This window comes from Streptomyces sp. NPDC050121, assembly GCF_044460385.1.
GTDB classification, from domain to species: domain Bacteria; phylum Actinomycetota; class Actinomycetes; order Streptomycetales; family Streptomycetaceae; genus Streptomyces; species Streptomyces soliscabiei.
This window is the reverse complement of record NZ_JBITJV010000002.1, coordinates 68,443-84,233: the sequence shown is the minus strand read 5'-3', so window position 1 is coordinate 84,233 and position 15,791 is coordinate 68,443. Positions and strand designations below refer to the sequence as shown.

Sequence of the window (15,791 nt, the reverse complement as noted above, 5' to 3'; positions counted from 1 at the left end):
TCTGCGTAAGTCATCTGCGTAAGTCCTCTGCTTTTCTAGGAGCTTTGAGATGTTCGACTCCGTGCGCGACGACCTGCGCGCCGCCCTCGACGACATCCGCACCGCCGGTCTGCACAAGCCGGAGCGGGTCATCGGCAGCCCGCAGTCCGCGACCGTCAACGTCACCGCGGGCGGGCGGCCCGGCGAGGTCCTCAACTTCTGCGCCAACAACTACCTCGGCCTCGCCGACCACCCCGAGGTGATCGCCGCCGCCCACGAGGCCCTCGACCGATGGGGCTACGGCATGGCGTCCGTGCGCTTCATCTGCGGCACCCAGGAGGTGCACAAGGAGCTGGAGGCCCGGCTGTCGGCCTTCCTCGGCCAGGAGGACACGATCCTGTACTCCTCCTGCTTCGACGCCAACGGCGGTGTCTTCGAGACCCTCCTCGGCCCCGAGGACGCGGTGATCTCCGACGCCCTCAACCACGCCTCCATCATCGACGGCATCCGTCTGTCCAAGGCCCGCCGCTTCCGCTACGCCAACCGTGATCTGGCGGACCTGGAAAGGCAGTTGAAGGACGCGTCCGACGCGCGCCGCCGACTGATCGTCACCGACGGCGTGTTCTCCATGGACGGCTATGTGGCGCCCCTCGCCGAGATCTGCGACCTCGCCGACCGCTACGACGCGATGGTCATGGTCGACGACTCGCACGCCGTCGGCTTCGTCGGCCCCGGCGGCCGCGGCACCCCCGAGCTGCACGGTGTGATGGACCGCGTCGACATCATCACCGGCACGCTGGGCAAGGCGCTCGGCGGCGCGTCCGGCGGTTACGTCGCCGCCCGCGCCGAGATCGTCGCCCTGCTGCGCCAGCGCTCCCGCCCGTACCTGTTCTCCAACACCCTCGCCCCGGTCATCGCCGCCGCCTCCCTCAAGGTCCTGGACCTGCTGGAGTCGGCCGGGGACCTGCGGGAGAAGCTGGCGTCGAACACCGCCCTGTTCCGCCGTCGGATGACGCAGGAGGGCTTCGACATCCTCCCCGGCGACCACGCCATCGCCCCCGTGATGATCGGGGACGCGGCGCAGGCGGGCCGGATGGCCGAGCTGCTGCTGGAGCGCGGGGTGTACGTGATCGGCTTCTCCTACCCGGTCGTCCCGCAGGGCCGGGCCCGCATCCGCGTCCAGCTGTCCGCCGCGCACTCCACGGCGGACGTGAACCGGGCCGTGGACGCCTTCGTCGTGGCGCGGGCGGAACTGGCGGGCTGACCGGACCGGGCGGACCGGGCGGCCCGGACATATTGCGATAATCGATCCCATGATCGAAGCGCGGCGGCTCCACATCCTCCGTGCGGTGGCCGACCACCGCACGGTGACCGCGGCTGCCGCCGCGCTGTACCTCACCCCGTCGGCGGTCTCCCAGCAGCTGACGGCCCTGGAGCAGGAGACCGGCCACCGCCTGGTCGAGCGCGGCGCCAAGGGCGTGCGGCTCACCCCGGCCGGCGAGATCCTGCTCGGCCACACCAACGCCGTCCTGGCCCAGCTGGAGCGGGCCGAGGCGGAGCTCGCCGCGTACCGCTCGGGCGCGGCCGGCACGGTCACGGTGGCCGCCTTCGCGACCGGCATCGCCCAGGTCGTCGCGCCCGCCGTGGCCCGTCTCGCGGGTGCCGCCCCGGGGATACGGATCCGTGTCCAGGACGCCGAGGGCGACGCCAGTCTGCCGATGGTGCTCGACCGGCAGGTGGACGTCGCGGTCGCGGTCGAGTACCGAGGGGCCCCGCCCGCCGACGATCCGCGGCTGACCCATGTCCCGCTGTACGCGGAGCCCTTCGACGCGGTGTTCCCGGTCGCCCACCGTCTGGCCGACGCGGCCGAGGTCCCCCTCGCGGAGCTGGCCAAGGACGCGTGGATCGGCCCGTACCCCGGCAACCCCTGCCACGAGGTGGTCGTCCTGGCCTGCGAGAACGCCGGCTTCCAGCCCCGCCTCGAACACTCCTCCGACGACTTCCGTGCGGTGGTGGCTCTCGCGTCGGCCGGCGCGGGCGTCGCCCTGGTGCCCCGCTCGGCGCTGCGCGGCATGGACCTGACCGGAGTGGTCGTACGGCCCGTCGACGGGGTGGCGCCCACCCGCCGGGTCTTCGCGGCCGTACGGCGGGGCGCGGAGGAGCACCCGTTGATCCGCCCCGTGCTGGACGCGCTGGAAGAGGTGTCCCGGACCTGACCCCCTCGCAACGTGCCTGTTTCATATATGGGATACTGTCCCGTATGTGAAACTCAATGACGCCGGGGTCGCCCCGGATCCTGTCGACGCCCGGCTCGGCGCCCGGCTGGCCGAGCTGCGGGCCGAACGCGGCTGGTCCCTGGGGGAGTTGGCCGAGCGCAGCGGGGTGAGTCGGTCGACCCTCTCCCGGGCCGAACGCGCCGAGACCAGCCCCACGGCCTCGCTCCTCAACCGCCTGTGCGGCGTGTACGGACGGACCATGTCCCAACTGCTCAGCGAGATCGAGGCGGAGCCCGCGCTGCTGGTCAGGGCGGCCGACCAGCAGGTGTGGCAGGACCGGACCTCCGGTTTCGTGCGGCGGTCCGTCTCGCCGCCGCACACCGGACTGCGCGGCGAACTCGTCGAGGGACGGCTGCGGCCGGGCGCCGACATCGCGTACGACCGGCCGCCCGTACCCGGACTGGAACAGCACATCTGGGTCCTCGAAGGGGCGCTCGACGTGACGGCCCAGGACGTCGAACACCACCTCGACGCGGGCGACTGCCTGAGGCTGCGCGTGTGGGGGCCGACGCGGTTCCGGTGCTCGGGACCCGACGGTGTGCGCTACGTGCTGGCGGTGGTGCTGCCGTGACCGCCACCCGCCTCGACGCACCTCGGCTCCTCGACCAGGCAGAGGAGTTGGCCGACCTGCTGATCGCCACGGTGGACGGAGGCGCCTCGGTCGGCTTCTTCCGTCCGCTCGACCGGACCGAGGCCCTCGCCTGGTGGCAGGAGCGCGCGCAGGGCGTGGCCGCCGGACGGCTCGCCATCTGGGCGGCCCGGGAAAGCGGCCGTGTCCTCGGCACCGTCAGCCTGGCCTTCCCCGACAAGCCCAACAGTCGCCACCGCGCCGAACTCGTCAAGCTGATGGTCCACCCGGACGCCCGCGGAAAGGGCCTCGGCCGCGCCCTCCTGACCACCGCCGAGGAGGCCGCCGCCGCGTCCGGTGTCACCCTGCTCCACCTGGACACCGAGACCGACAGCCCCGCCGAACACCTCTACCGCACCGCCGGCTGGACCAGGGCCGGCGTGATCCCCGACTACGCCGCCGACCCGGCCGGGGTCCTCCGCCCCACCACCCTCTACTACAAACAGGTCGCCGTCGGGTGACTGTCAGTGGCAGCCGCTACGGTGCGAAGCATGCCGGACGCCGAAGACGTACGCCGTATCGCTCTGTCCCTGCCGGACACCACGGAGAAGATCGCCTGGAGCATGCCCACCTTCCGGGTCGCGGGCAAGATGTTCGCCACGCTGCCCGAGGAGGAGACCTCCCTCGCCGTGCGCTGCCCCAAGGAGGAGCGCGCCGAACTGGTGCTCGCCGAGCCCCGGAAATTCTGGATCGCCGACCACGAGTCCCAGTTCGCCTGGGTGCGCGCCCGGCTGGCCGCCCTCGAGGACGAGAACGAGTTGCGGGACATCCTCGCCGACTCCTGGCGGCAGGCGGCCCCGCAGCGCCTGCTGGATGCGTATCCCGACCTGGGGATGCCCGAGGGGCACTGAGGCGCACCGGCGGCCGGGGCGGGAGAAACGGGTGCGCGACCATCGACCCGAGTGCGGTATTGTTTCCATGCGCGTTCGGCCAGGGGAAACCCCAGGTCAGACAAGCAACGGGACGTGGCGCAGCTTGGTAGCGCACTTGACTGGGGGTCAAGGGGTCGCAGGTTCAAATCCTGTCGTCCCGACTTGCGAAATAGCAGGTCAGAGGCTGTATCGGAGTATGCCGATACAGCCTCTTGGTCATTTCTGGGGACCAGCTGGGCACCAGTGCATTGACCGGGCCGAAGCGCACCTTGACTCGGCAAGGGTGCGCTCCTGGTAGCTGCGGGAGCCGCCCGCCGAGAGCAGCCGTCCGTCGGCGGAGAAGCGTGCGTACCGTGCTGACCGGCTGGGGACAGCGGTGTGGCCACAGGCATGGCAAGGGCTTCCCCCCGTGATGAGCCGATTTTTCTCCTCAACCGCAGCCTCCACGCCAGGGGCCTCAGTGGTCAGCCCCGCGCAGGGAACCGAGACGATCGACCGATCGTCCTAGTGGACGTGCCTCGTGCTCTCACCCGTGGAATCGGCCCGTATACGGTGCCGGGCATGGACGACGATGTCACGTGTGCGGCTTTTGACCAGAAGCCGGCGAGCCGTGGCGAATGCTTCATTGGCGCCTTCACAGCGCTGACCGCGCGGGGCGCGTCGGGTGGGACGGACGAGGCGGCGAAGCGGCGACCGTGACCGAGGGATGCGCCCTGCGCCATGCGGATGCACCGGGTCGGCGGAAACCGGAAGCGCCTCTACAATCCTGGCGACCACATCGGGGGAACATCGATATGGAAACGATCATTGTGCAGCCGCCCGGACCGTCACGCCCGGGCGAAGTCGACGCCGGCGGGCCCGAGTTGCTGCGCATGGGACCGGGCGACGTGGCCGACTTCGGTCGCGGGCTGCCCGGCGGCCGGGAAGTCTCCATCGTCCTGTCCGACCCCGGGATCTCCCGGCGGGCGGGACGGCTGGAGGCGGCCGAGGACTACTGGCGGCTGTCGAACTTCAGCCGTGACACCGCGTATGCGGTCGAGAACTTGGAGGGGGCCGGCGAATACATCACCGTCGCGCCAGGTCGGCTCGGAGCGCCGGTGCCCTTCGAGTTCTCCAGAGTCGTTCTGCCCGCGCTGGGTGGGACCGTCGACTTCAAGGTGTTCGCCCCGCAGCACGCCTATCTGGACGAGCGGTCCTCGCCCGGCGCCGGGGAGCTGACCGTGCATCCCTACGCGCTCGATGCGACGGCGAAGTACTTCCTGGTGCTGGTGGCCCTGTGCGAGCCGCGGCTGCGCGACCCGTCGGACGGCGTACTGCCGGGCACCGGGGACATCGCGGAGCGACTTCGCCCGCTGGAGAGCTGTCGTGGTCTGACCCGCTCCGCGGTGAACTACCACATCGACTACCTGGCCTTCGCCAAGCTGCGCCTGGACCTCGGCGACGAGTCCGGAGTCGACGTCAACGGCCGCACCGGCGCCAAGCGCGCTCGATTGGCCTCCCTCGCCCTGCGCTTCGGCCTGGTGCGCGAGGAACACCTCGCCCTGTTGCCGTCCCGCAGACGGCCCGTCCCGCAGGAGGGCGGCGCATGAGCTCGTCAGGCGCAGAGCAAGGCGCTCTCGAATCGCCGCGTCTGCCGGCGGGTTTCCGTATCGAGGGCTGGGAGTTGGACGCCGTCATCGGGTCGGGCGGCTGGGGGACCGTGTACGAGGCCCGCGCGGTCGCCGACGGCACGATCGTGGCGGTGAAGGTGCTGCCGACCGGCGCCCTGGCACTCGGTCAGCGTGCCGCGCTCGGCGAACTGGTCGCGCGCGAGGTGCGCTTCAGTGCCGAGGCGGACCACCCCCACCTCGTACGGACGCACGCCGTGTGCACCGTGGACGCGCCGGACCTGCCCGCGCTGGACGGTGCCATCGCGCTCGTCATGGACCGGGCCGAGGCCAGTCTGCGCCAGGTGCTGGACGCTGCCGCGACAGGCCGCCCGATCCCGGACGCCGTGCGGGTCCTGCGCGGGGTGGCCGCCGGGCTTTCCCATATGCACGGTGCCGGTTGGGTGCATGGCGACCTCAAGCCCGCCAACGTGCTGCTGGGCGCGGACGGCGCGGTCTGGCTCGCCGACTTCGGCCTGGCCACCGAACTCGAGGGCACCCACGCCTATGTGCCGCCGCTCGGCACGCTCGATCATGTGCCGCCCGAGTGGTGGTCCCAGCGCACCGGGGTGGACGGGACGATGGTACGGCCGACCGCCGACATCTGGGCCTTCGGCGTCCTGGCCCACCAGGTGCTCACCGGTGGTCTCCACCCGTTCCCCGGCGCCACCGCTCGCGCCCGCTCGCTCGCCGCACAGGCCTATGCCCGGGACACCGCGACACTGCGTCTGGATGCCGGACTCGACGACAACTGGCGCCGGCTCATCGAGGACTGCCTGGCACCCGATCACGCGGGCCGACTGCGCCACACCGCCGCGAGCCTGTCCGCCCGGATCGAGCAACTGGCAAGCCCGCGTGGCCGGCGTCGCCTGCTGCCGGTCGCCGCCGTGGCGCTGGCCGCAGTGTCGGCCGCCGCCATCGGCGGGGCCGCGCTGCTCGGGGGCGGCGGAGGCGGGGGAGACGACGATGAAGACCAGGGGCGGGGTGCACCAGCCGTCGTCACCGGCGCCCACAGCCCGGCCGCCGGGGAGATCCCGGAGGACTCCGACGTACCCGAGGCACTGCGACCGGTCATCGTGAAGGCCGCCCACCGCTGTACCGACGCGGAGGTCACGCCCGCGTTCCTCGCCGCCATGCTCAAGGCGGAGAGCGGTTTCGACGTGAACGCGGCCCGCCCGGCCAGCGAGGAGTACGGCATCGCCATGTGGACGCCGTCGGTGTTCCGGGCCTGGGCGGTCGACGGCGACGGCGACGGCGACAAGGACTACCGGTCGCCGCCGGACGCGATCTCCACGATGTCGCTGTACGTGTGCTGGCTCGACCAGCAGTTCAAGAAGGCCGACATGCCCGCCAAGGATCTTCCCGCGCTGATGGCGGCCGGCTACCGCACGAGCGACCGCACGGTCATCACGGAGGGCGGCGTCCCCGCCCGCGTGCGGCCCCACGTCGACAAAGTGCTCCGCTACCTCGCCGACTACGAGCGGTGAGGAAGCGGAACTGTCGCTCAAGGCCGTTCAGCAGTCCTTGACGTCCGGCATCTTGTTGTCGGGCGAGTTGATGTAGATGTTGGAGACCCAGCCGTTGTACTGGGGGAGGTACGCCCACCATTCGTTGGTGTAAGGGGGTACGTCGACCTCCTCGCCCCTGGCCTGGCAGCCCACCAACACCTCGACGCCTGCGGGGAGTTGGGTGATGGGTGAGTTGCCCGTGCCAGGGTTGGGGCGGACGTTCACATGGTCGCTCCACGTGCCGTACCACCGTCCCGCGGGCCGCGTGGCTCCGGGGACGCTCAGGGAGCGGGTCAGTCGGCCGATGTCCGTGTACGCCTTCCCGTACGAGGTGCCGACGGGATGCAGTGTGAACACGGCCACGATGGACCGGCCACCGGCGCCCACGGTGCCCGTGCTGTGCAGCGCGGGCCGGTTCAGGTCCACGTCCGCGGCGGCGGCCGGAACCGGGCTCGCTGTACCCGTCGCGGTCGCGGTCGCGGTGCTCGCCGTGCCGCAGGTGCCCTTCTCGTACGAGGTTCCGGCCCAGCCCTGCTTCACCGCCCACGGTTTGTCGAACGCTCCGGCGACGCCGAAGTGCTGGTCGAATGCGTCCGAGGCGCAGCGGGTGGACTGACGCAGGTTGCCCATCACAAAGTCGCGCACGGGGCCGGGCGCTGAGTCCAGGAGGTAGCGGTAGATCGTGACCGTGTCCCGGGCCGAGAGCGCGGTGTAGCCCCAGTAGCCCTCGTATCCGATGGGCGGCACGGCCGTGTCCTTCATGCCGAGGCGGCTCACCATGCGGCTGATGATCGCCGTACCGCCTTTGTCCGACCAGTAGTTGTTGGCCGCTGTGTCGTTGCTGCTGCGCAGCATCGGCTCCAGCCAGGCCCGGTCGGCGGCCGGCACCGTGTAGTCGGGGCCCCGGTTCCACAGGTAGTCCAGCGCCAGCAGCAGCTTGACGACCGAGGCGGACCGGAAGCGGGTGCTCGAGTTGAGCTGCTCGGTGTAGGTGCCGGTCTGCCGGTCGAAGACGGCGATCCCGGCACTGACGCCGGCGGGCACCTCGACGGACGCGGCGGCGGGCCGCACCGGCTGCCCGGCCGGGACGTCGGCTGCGGCGGAGCCTGCCGCGCCGCCGATCAGCAGGAGCGCGGCGGCGGCAGCGAGAAGGCAGCGTCTCACAGGCAGTGCTCCCTGAGGTTGATCGAGTTGATCGGTGTGAGGTTGTCGTACCAGCCCTGTTGATGGACTTGCACAGCTCGGCGAGGGTGCCGTCGTACTGGTTGTTGAAGACCCCGTGCCTTTCGTCGTGAATGCTGGGAAGCGGGGCCGGTCAGCGGGCTCTACCACCAGTCGGAGCAGCGGACCACGCCGTGATGCGGACGCTGCCGAGGCTGACGTCGGCGGGCTTGTCGGTGTCACCCCCGGCGTTGTCGGCGTGGTCGCGGAAGCCGCGTGCACCGCCCTCGCGGTCGGAGGCCGAAGCGTGGGCCGGCTGCGGGGGCTGGAGGAGGACGATGCCGGTGGTGATCGCACACAAGGCGGCACCCGTGGCGAGGGTGGAGCGGAACAGGCGCATGAAAGCCGTCTCTTCCTGTCTGTGGAGGGTGCCCCGCAGTACAGCCGAGGCCTGGAGGACGACTCGAAGTCTAGAAAGGGGAGCGGGCCGACGGTCCTGACGAATGTCAGGGCGTCGCTCGCGCCAAGGTCGGTTTCGTTTCTGGCCCGCAAGCTCAGCCCGACAGCAAGTTGACGAATGCCACCCCTGAGGCCGTACGCCGGGCCACTACGTGTTGCCCGCGGCGCTCCCGGGCCAGGAGACCGGCCGCCTCCAGCTGACCGCAGTGGTACGTCACGGTTGCCGGCGTGCAGTTGAGCGCGGAGGCCAGGGAGCCCATGGTGCACGGGCGAACCAGCTCGCGCAGGATCCCCGCCCGCAGGGAGCCCACCACGAGCTTGAGCGCGTCCCTCTCGGCAGTGGTCTCCTGAGCGGTCCACAGCGTGTTCAGACCGGGCACGGGATAGCCGAACCACACGGCGTCGGAACGGTCGAAGCTGAAGACCGAGGCGCCGTTGCCCGACACGATGGGCACCAGCACCACACGGCGGGCACCCCGCTCGAACGTCTCGGGGTGCGGATCGGGCACGTACAGGGTCTGGCCGGCAAAGCGGATCTTGGGTCCGAGGCCGGTCATGACGAGCGGCAGGGCGTTGCTGACGACCGCCACCCCCACCCGCTCGGTCTCCCGGGCCAGCAGGGAGCCGGCCCGCGCCCATATCGGCCCGAAGGCCTCCCACACGGCGCCGAGAATGGCCGCGTACGCGTGGATGAAGGCCTTCGGCCGATCGACGACCGATTGCCACTGCCGGGGGACCGCCCCCCCGAAGTCCCTCTCCAGCTCCTGCAGCAGCAGATGAGGCGAGAGCTCCGCCAGACGGTCGAGCTGGACCGAGAGATCGGTCTCCCACAGCGGCGCCGTGGGGGTGAGGCAGTCGGGGACCATCGAGTACTCACGGGTGAACAGCGGACGCAGCACCGTCTCCGCCCCCTCGGGCACCGCCGAGCGCAGCGCGCGCCGCCACGTGGGGTGCACGCCCTGGGAACGTCCGCCCAGCGCATCCGCGGCGAGCGACATCAGGGTGACGCCGGGCTGCGCCACGACCGACACCGGCACTGTTTCCAGCTGCCCCAGACACAGCTCGGAGAACCCGGCCACGAACACTCCCCCGTCGACGTACCACCACCCCTTGGGACGCGCCTGTTTGAGCAACGGTTTCGAACAACCTGGGCAAAGACGCCGACCGGCACACGTTTTGAAGCTTCTCGAAATGCTGGGTCGTGCCGCCGGCTTTGAACAGACTGTGTCCGACCACGGGGGGCGGTGGCGGCTGACCAACCGCGCAATCGCTGTGCCCCGCGCAGAACATGCAAGAGAAACGGGGCATCGCATCTCTTTCGACGCGACGCTCCTGGCTGCACATGCGCACCGACCCCGGATACGGCCCCGACGTGCCGTACGGGGGACTGAGAACGGGTCCGGAGTGGGCCTGAAGTGCTGATCCACGGGTGACTGGGCCGCGGACAGCCCCGGTTACCACTACTGGATGTACATCGACACCGGCGGGCACGCCGGCTGGGTCAACGACTGGTACCTCGACACCGGCAGCCCGCCGTGCGGCAGCAGCGGATCCCGCATTGCCGAAGACCCTGACAACGAAGAGGGGAACCCCATGAACTCCGTCCGCCGAAAGATCCTCGGCGTCGCGACCGTCTTCGCGACCGCCGCGACGCTGATGGGCACGGCCGGCCCGGCCAACGCCGCGACCTACCCGTGCCAGGTGTCCGGTTCCACGATCCCGTGCACCACGGTCACCGGTATCGATCCGGGTTCCTGGCTCCAGGTGCGCACCGGACCGGGCTACGGGTACAGCCCGATCCATGAGCCGTACAGCCGCCTCAACAACGGCAACCAGGTCGGCCTCACCTGTTGGAAGCTGGGCGACGGCGCCTACGACAACCCCAACTACCGCTACTGGATGTGGGTCGAGGTCGGCAACAGCTACGGCGGCTACGTCAACGACTGGTACCTGAACACCGGCAGCCCGGACGTCTGGAAGCAGCAGATCAGACAGTGCCCTGCCTGATGCGGCGGTCCGCTCCCGCCCCCATTCCCTGCCCTTCGACTCGAGGAATTGACGTGAAGCTGAACAACCGCCGACGCCTGGCCGTCGGCGCCACCCTGATCGCCGCGCTCACCGCCGGTGTCGTCCCCGCCACCACCGCCTACGCCGCGCCCACCGTTCCGGCCGCCACCGGCGCGACCACACCCGCCCCCGATATGGAAGGCGTGGTCGCAGCTCTGAACGCCGCCATGGCCGAGGGCGCACCAGGAGCGATGGCCCGGTTCACCAGCCCCGAGGGCGTCCAGGCCCGGACCGTGGGAGTGCGCGACCGGGACTCCGGCGCCGCCATGGACGTCCGCGCACGCTTTCGTATCGGAAGTGTCAGCAAGACCTTCTCCAGCGTGGTGCTGCTCCAACTGGTGCAGGAGGGGAGACTGGAGCTCGACGCGCCGGTGAACCGTTATCTTCCCGGACTGCTGCCCGACGACCGGGTCACGGTGCGGCACCTCCTGACCCACCGCAGTGGGCTCGCGGACTACACCGACGCCATGTTCGAGCACACCGTGCCCGGCTTCGAGGCCGTACGCAACAGGGTCTTCAGCTACCAGGAGTTGGTGGACCTCTCACTGGGTGAGCCCCGCACCACCGAGCCCGGTGTCGCGTACAAGTACTCCAACACCAACTTCGTGGTGGTCGGCATGCTGATCGAGAAGATCACCGGCAAGCCCGTCGCCAAGGAGTACCAACGCCGCATCATCGGGCCGTTGGGCCTGCGCAACACCTCGTACGTGCACCCGGACGTCCGCATCGCGGGGCTGTATGCACACGGTTATCTGCACCCCGACGAGGCCGGCGCGCCGCTGGTGGACTCCACCGAACAGACGGTCTCCTGGGCGCAGTCGGCCGGGGCGGTCATCTCCAGCCCGGCGGACCTGAACACCTTCGTGACCGCGCTGATGCGGGGCAGGCTGCTGACGCCGCGGATGCTGGAGGAGATGACCACCGTCACCCCGACCGACGCCACCAACACCCGCTTCTACGGCCTCGGTCTGCGCCGCTACGACCTGTCCTGCGGTACGCAGGTCTTCGGCCACACCGGCACCGTGCAGGGGTACTACACCTACGCCTTCGCGACCCGCGATGGCCGACGCAGCCTCTCCGCGATGGCCAACACCTCGAACAAGGGGTCCGCCAACACGGCGCTCGGCGGCACGCTCGAGGCCGCGTTCTGCGGCAAGAAGCCGACCTCGACGGCGTCGGCGTCCGCTCAGCCCAGGTCGTCCATGGTGCCGGCCGAGTCGGACCTGCCCGAACGCCGCTGAGGCCCGGCCGGGGTCTCGCCCTCGGACATCCCGGACACGGGTTGCCCTGACATTCGTCAGGAGCTCAGCAGCCGCTGCCGTCGCTAGGGTCTGGCCACGTCGCTGTTTGTAGGTCAGCACCTTCTCTCTGTGCGTGCCGTCAGGTTTGACTCCCGGGCCCGCACCGACCATATGACCGTCCCAAGGGGAAATCACTCATGATCCGTTCTGTGAGGGCCGCCGCCGCGGCCATGGCATCCACCGTCATCGCCGCCGCCGGCCTCGTCTTCGGTACGGCGGGCGCCGCCCACGCAACCGGTCATGGCGCCGGCTACTACGGCGTCTGGGCCTCCGGCGTCAATGTCCGTGGCGGCGGCGGGGAACAGTGCTATCTGTACCCGTCGGTCGCCAACTGTCCGACCGTGGAGACCACGGTGAGCAGCCCGGCCCAGGTGTGGGTGTACTGCCAGCAGGAGGGCGCGCAGAGCGTCGGCGGCAACCCGTACTGGGTGTGGGTCCTCACCCCCAGTGGCCACCGCGGCTACATGGCCGGCTACTACATCGACAACGCCACCGACTGGATCGACGGTGTCGAGCGCTGCTGACGCGGCGTCGAAGGACACGACCACTTAGAGAGCACCTCTTTCCGGGCCGGTGCGCGCACCGGCCCGGGCAGTCGTCTGTCCCGCCTGGTGGCAGCCAACGTTCGCGCCCGGGCGGAGCACCCGCCCAGGCGCGCGTGAAAGGACACAGCGTGGCCGACCAAATGGTCATCGAGGCACAGAAATTCATCAACTCCTACAACGTCGCCGGAATCCCGAAGGTCGAGGAGAACGGCCGCACCGGCTGGGCCGTCATGTTCGCGCTGACCCGGGCGCTCCAGTACGAGGTGGGCATCACCTCCCTGTCCGACAACTTCGGCCCGACGACTCTCGCCACCCTCCAGGGCCGCCACCCCGTCATCAACGCGGGCACCCGGCACGAGAAGGTCCTCAAGATCGTGCAGTCTGCGCTGTACTGCAAGGGCTATGACGGCGGCGGCATCGACGGCACCTACAACGACTCCGTCGCGGCGTCGGTCCGCGAGCTGAAGCAGCACATGGGCGTCGACGGCGCCTTCGCAGACGGTGTATCGCCGAAGGTGTTCAAGGCGTTGCTGACCATGGACGCCTATGTCGTCATCGAGGGCGGCAGCGAGCTGACCCGCGCGGTACAGCAGTGGATGAACGGCCGCTATGTCGGCCGCCGAAACTTCTTCATCGTGCCGTGCGACGGTCACTTCTCACGGGATGTGCAGAAGGCACTGATGTTCGCGATCCAGTACGAGATCGGCATGAGCGACGACGTCGCGAACGGGGTCTTCGGCCCCGGCACCCAGCAGGGCATCAGGAACAGCCCCCTCTCGGAGGGCTCGTCGGGGACGTGGGTGAGTCTCTTCACCGCCGCCATGATCTTCAACAAGCGCGGCGGGGTGTTCTTCGACAGCCACTTCGACGCCGACCTGGCAACACGCGTGCGCAGTTTCCAGAATTTCGCGAAGCTCCCGGTCACCGGCCGAGGGGACTTCCAGACCTGGGCCTCGCTGCTGGTGTCCACCGGTGACGCCACCCGCAGGGGAGCCGCGGCCGATTGCGTCACCGAGGTCACCGACGCGCGGGCGGTGGCGCTCAGGGACGCGGGGTATCAGATCGTGGGCCGCTACCTGTCCAACGTCCCCGACTCCTCACTCGACAAGAAGATCAAGTCCGGCGAGCTGGGCCGGATGGCCGCCTACGGTCTGAGCTGCTTTCCGATCTATCAGACCTGGGGCGGGGAGGCGGCCTACTTCCGCCGCGAGCAGGGGATCGCCGACGCCTTCGCCGCCATTGAGCGGGCCAAACACTACGGCTTCAAACCCGGCACACGTATCTACTTCGCCGTCGACTTCGACGCGGTCGACTACGAGGTCACCGACAACATCCTCCCGCACTTCCGTGCGATCCGGGACGTCATGAACGAGCACGGCCAGGGGTACCTGACGGGCATCTACGGACCCCGCAACGTGTGCTCCCGCGTCGCAGCCGCGGGATACACCTCGGCCAGTTTCGTCTGCGACATGTCCACGGGATTCTCCGGGAATCTCGGCTATCCGCTGCCCGGCGACTGGGCGTTCGACCAGATCTCCACGATCTCGGTGGGAGCAGGCAGCGGCCTCATCGAGATCGACAACAACATCGTGTCCGGCCGTGACGCCGGCCAGAACACCTACAACCCCGAGCAGATCACCTCAGACCTGGACGTCAGTATGGACATGTCCAGGCGGAACTCCCTGCTCGCGGACGTCCAGTCGTATCTCCTCAACTCCATGGGCGTGCCGGAGAAGGGCGGTGACCAGGGCGCCCAGGTTCTCACCTATCGGTCGACCACAGAGGCGTTCGACATCCTGATGAGCTTCGACGGGCTGGTCACCCGGCTCGCGCGCACCTTCGGAATGCGCAAGGCCATCATCCAGAGCCCGCTGTTCTGGGAGATACGTATGTACAACACCCTGGACGTCGTCGGCGACGAGGCGGTCATCGACCATTACGACGGGACCGGACTGAGCACGAAGAACGACTCCAGCACCGGTCTCGCGCAGATCTTCGCGGCCACCGCGATCCGCGGCCGCAACTTCTGCATCCGGGCAGGCCTGATCGGCGGCACCATCATGGACCCCGCCAACGAGAATGATCTGTGGAACGTCTGGCAGCAACTGCACAACGACCACGACTACAACATCAGCACGCTACCCGCGGTCCTGATCTGGGGCGCCGACGACGTCCACGTTCCGCAGCCGTCCATGTCCACGAGCGAGGAGCACACCCGCCTCACGCTGGCCCGCTACAACGGCACAGAGGGCAGAGCCCAGGACTACGGCACCGCGATGCTCGGCCTCCATCGGGTGTTCGAGAAGTACAACGCGCCCTTGCGTGGCCTGTGACGCACCGATCGCCACCCACCGCACTCCTCACTCTCAGACAGGACCGGTATGACCACTTCGCCTCCACGCCCCCCACGCCGTCGCGTACTGTGCGCCGGACTCGGCCTGACCGCAGCGGCGGGCCTCGTGACGCTCGCGGCCCCTTCCCCGGCGTCCGCGTCCGCGCGGTCCGCCGAAGACGGTCCGCATATGCACCCCACCAGCGCCAACGGCTGGCCGATGGAACCGCGGGCCAACGCCTCGGGAACCATCTGGACCCGCCAGGTGCCAGGCAGTTCGGTCTCCGTGGCCCTGCGCATCGGTGAGGCGGCCACCGTGCTCGTACATGTCATCCGCCGCTACCACTACGAGATCGACACGCTCGTTCACGGCGAGGTGATGGGTTTCCGCCCGGCGGACAGCACGCTGAAGGGCTACGCGACCAACCACGCCTCGGGGACCGCGGTCGCGATCCGCCCGACCTGGTATCCGGACGGCGCCAAGGACGGTCTCTTCCCCCACCAACTGGCCACGGTCCGCGACATCCTCAAGGAATGCCAGGACGTGGTGGCCTGGGGTGGAGACTTCCGCCGCCCGAACGAGTCCCACTTCCAGATCGACGTGCCCCCCTCGGACACGCGCCTGAAACGGCTCGCGGCCAGGATCCGGGGCTGGGAGGACATACCCGGCCAGGGGGCGGGGACGCTCGCCCTGGGCGCCTGACATCGGCACAGCGGGGCCCTACGGGCACGGCGTCAGGTGTTGATCACGGCATCGCAGTCGGAGCAGACCACGGACGTGTACTCCGGGGGATACCAGGTCGCCGTGGGGTGATCGGGGGGCTGCCGGTGGGCCTTCTCCATGGCGAAGGTGTCCTTTCCACAGAGGGTTCGTGGTCCCGTCGCCGTGGGCGCCCCCGGTGCGCAGGGCGCCGCGTGCACTCTGCGGACGGGCAGTCCCTCAGCGGCCGCCGCCCCCGGGGACGAGTCCCTGGCGGCCGGCGTGTCGAGCTCGTACACGACGACGATCTCGCTCAT

Annotated in this window: 17 protein-coding genes and 1 tRNA gene; 14 read left to right on the top strand and 4 right to left on the bottom strand. The window is 69.7% G+C overall.

Annotated features, from left to right (window positions below; translation table 11 throughout):
• The first annotated feature begins 49 nt into the window (after nucleotides 1-49).
• From ACIBTS_RS02790 to ACIBTS_RS02750, 9 genes are all read left to right on the top strand, one after another.
• Nucleotides 50-1,243, top strand: coding sequence for a glycine C-acetyltransferase (locus ACIBTS_RS02790; protein ID WP_399316024.1), 1,194 nt, complete (start codon nucleotides 50-52; stop codon nucleotides 1,241-1,243).
• A gap of 49 nt (nucleotides 1,244-1,292) precedes the next feature.
• Entirely contained in the window at nucleotides 1,293-2,195 is a 903-nt protein-coding gene (locus tag ACIBTS_RS02785; RefSeq protein ID WP_319672347.1) for a LysR family transcriptional regulator, read from the top strand.
• Between the two features lie 46 nt (nucleotides 2,196-2,241).
• Nucleotides 2,242-2,826 carry a helix-turn-helix domain-containing protein gene (locus tag ACIBTS_RS02780; RefSeq protein WP_399316020.1) on the top strand — a complete coding sequence of 195 codons (585 nt, stop codon included), beginning with the start codon at nucleotides 2,242-2,244 and terminating at the stop codon, nucleotides 2,824-2,826.
• A complete protein-coding gene (locus ACIBTS_RS02775) occupies nucleotides 2,823-3,344 on the top strand; it encodes a GNAT family N-acetyltransferase (protein ID WP_319672349.1) in 522 nt (173 codons plus the stop codon). Before ACIBTS_RS02780 ends, ACIBTS_RS02775 begins: the two co-directional genes overlap by 4 nt.
• 30 nt (nucleotides 3,345-3,374) lie before the next feature.
• Entirely contained in the window at nucleotides 3,375-3,734 is a 360-nt protein-coding gene (locus ACIBTS_RS02770; RefSeq protein ID WP_319672350.1) for an MmcQ/YjbR family DNA-binding protein, read from the top strand.
• Between the two features lie 108 nt (nucleotides 3,735-3,842).
• A tRNA-Pro gene (locus ACIBTS_RS02765) sits at nucleotides 3,843-3,916 on the top strand.
• 400 nt (nucleotides 3,917-4,316) lie between these two features.
• Complete coding sequence (locus ACIBTS_RS02760) at nucleotides 4,317-4,454, top strand: hypothetical protein (RefSeq protein ID WP_399316017.1); 138 nt, start codon at nucleotides 4,317-4,319, stop codon at nucleotides 4,452-4,454.
• A gap of 95 nt (nucleotides 4,455-4,549) precedes the next feature.
• Nucleotides 4,550-5,344, top strand: a complete 795-nt coding sequence (locus ACIBTS_RS02755) for a serine/threonine protein kinase (protein ID WP_399316015.1) — start codon at nucleotides 4,550-4,552, stop codon at nucleotides 5,342-5,344.
• Nucleotides 5,341-6,888: a serine/threonine-protein kinase gene (locus tag ACIBTS_RS02750; RefSeq protein WP_399316013.1), complete on the top strand. Its 1,548-nt coding sequence runs from the start codon at nucleotides 5,341-5,343 to the stop codon at nucleotides 6,886-6,888. The genes ACIBTS_RS02755 and ACIBTS_RS02750 overlap by 4 nt, the downstream gene beginning before the upstream one ends.
• 27 nt (nucleotides 6,889-6,915) lie before the next feature.
• Here ACIBTS_RS02750 and ACIBTS_RS02745 read toward each other — a convergent pair whose 3' ends face one another.
• The 3 genes from ACIBTS_RS02745 to ACIBTS_RS02735 form a co-directional block, all read right to left on the bottom strand.
• Nucleotides 6,916-8,073, bottom strand: a complete 1,158-nt coding sequence (locus ACIBTS_RS02745) for a hypothetical protein (RefSeq protein WP_399316012.1) — start codon at nucleotides 8,071-8,073, stop codon at nucleotides 6,916-6,918.
• A gap of 151 nt (nucleotides 8,074-8,224) precedes the next feature.
• Nucleotides 8,225-8,470 (bottom strand): hypothetical protein, encoded by a 246-nt coding sequence (locus ACIBTS_RS02740; protein ID WP_399316010.1) that lies wholly within the window; start codon nucleotides 8,468-8,470, stop codon nucleotides 8,225-8,227.
• A gap of 154 nt (nucleotides 8,471-8,624) precedes the next feature.
• Nucleotides 8,625-9,608, bottom strand: a complete 984-nt coding sequence (locus ACIBTS_RS02735) for an ArsR/SmtB family transcription factor (RefSeq protein WP_399316009.1) — start codon at nucleotides 9,606-9,608, stop codon at nucleotides 8,625-8,627.
• A gap of 388 nt (nucleotides 9,609-9,996) precedes the next feature.
• Between ACIBTS_RS02735 and ACIBTS_RS02730 the strand changes: the two genes are divergently transcribed.
• The 5 genes from ACIBTS_RS02730 (at nucleotide 9,997) to ACIBTS_RS02710 (ending at nucleotide 15,477) form a co-directional block, all read left to right on the top strand.
• Entirely contained in the window at nucleotides 9,997-10,536 is a 540-nt protein-coding gene (locus tag ACIBTS_RS02730; protein ID WP_399316008.1) for a hypothetical protein, read from the top strand.
• Nucleotides 10,537-10,589: 53 nt separating this feature from the next.
• Nucleotides 10,590-11,837 (top strand): serine hydrolase domain-containing protein, encoded by a 1,248-nt coding sequence (locus ACIBTS_RS02725; protein ID WP_399316007.1) that lies wholly within the window; start codon nucleotides 10,590-10,592, stop codon nucleotides 11,835-11,837.
• A 197-nt stretch (nucleotides 11,838-12,034) separates the two neighbouring features.
• Complete coding sequence (locus ACIBTS_RS02720; protein WP_399316006.1) at nucleotides 12,035-12,421, top strand: hypothetical protein; 387 nt, start codon at nucleotides 12,035-12,037, stop codon at nucleotides 12,419-12,421.
• 149 nt (nucleotides 12,422-12,570) lie between these two features.
• The gene (locus ACIBTS_RS02715) at nucleotides 12,571-14,775 is read left to right on the top strand and encodes a glycoside hydrolase domain-containing protein (protein WP_399316005.1); all 2,205 of its coding nucleotides are present in this window, start codon (nucleotides 12,571-12,573) and stop codon (nucleotides 14,773-14,775) included.
• A gap of 189 nt (nucleotides 14,776-14,964) precedes the next feature.
• Nucleotides 14,965-15,477 carry a hypothetical protein gene (locus tag ACIBTS_RS02710; RefSeq protein ID WP_399316004.1) on the top strand — a complete coding sequence of 171 codons (513 nt, stop codon included), beginning with the start codon at nucleotides 14,965-14,967 and terminating at the stop codon, nucleotides 15,475-15,477.
• 32 nt (nucleotides 15,478-15,509) lie between these two features.
• Here the strand turns inward: ACIBTS_RS02710 and ACIBTS_RS02705 are convergent, their stop codons facing one another.
• Nucleotides 15,510-15,791, bottom strand: coding sequence for a hypothetical protein (locus tag ACIBTS_RS02705; protein ID WP_399316003.1), 282 nt, complete (start codon nucleotides 15,789-15,791; stop codon nucleotides 15,510-15,512).

Bases quoted from the DNA above. Each gene is read 5' to 3' on its own strand.
- ACIBTS_RS02790 (WP_399316024.1), top strand. From the start codon at position 50: ATGTTCGACTCCGTGCGCGACGACCTGCGCGCCGCCCTCGACGACATC.
- ACIBTS_RS02785 (WP_319672347.1), top strand. From the start codon at position 1,293: ATGATCGAAGCGCGGCGGCTCCACATCCTCCGTGCGGTGGCCGACCAC.
- ACIBTS_RS02770 (WP_319672350.1), top strand. From the start codon at position 3,375: ATGCCGGACGCCGAAGACGTACGCCGTATCGCTCTGTCCCTGCCGGAC.
- ACIBTS_RS02760 (WP_399316017.1), top strand. From the start codon at position 4,317: ATGGACGACGATGTCACGTGTGCGGCTTTTGACCAGAAGCCGGCGAGC.
- ACIBTS_RS02755 (WP_399316015.1), top strand. From the start codon at position 4,550: ATGGAAACGATCATTGTGCAGCCGCCCGGACCGTCACGCCCGGGCGAA.
- ACIBTS_RS02750 (WP_399316013.1), top strand. From the start codon at position 5,341: ATGAGCTCGTCAGGCGCAGAGCAAGGCGCTCTCGAATCGCCGCGTCTG.
- ACIBTS_RS02740 (WP_399316010.1), bottom strand. From the start codon at position 8,470: ATGCGCCTGTTCCGCTCCACCCTCGCCACGGGTGCCGCCTTGTGTGCG.
- ACIBTS_RS02730 (WP_399316008.1), top strand. From the start codon at position 9,997: ATGTACATCGACACCGGCGGGCACGCCGGCTGGGTCAACGACTGGTAC.
- ACIBTS_RS02720 (WP_399316006.1), top strand. From the start codon at position 12,035: ATGATCCGTTCTGTGAGGGCCGCCGCCGCGGCCATGGCATCCACCGTC.
- ACIBTS_RS02710 (WP_399316004.1), top strand. From the start codon at position 14,965: ATGCACCCCACCAGCGCCAACGGCTGGCCGATGGAACCGCGGGCCAAC.
- ACIBTS_RS02705 (WP_399316003.1), bottom strand. From the start codon at position 15,791: ATGAGCGAGATCGTCGTCGTGTACGAGCTCGACACGCCGGCCGCCAGG.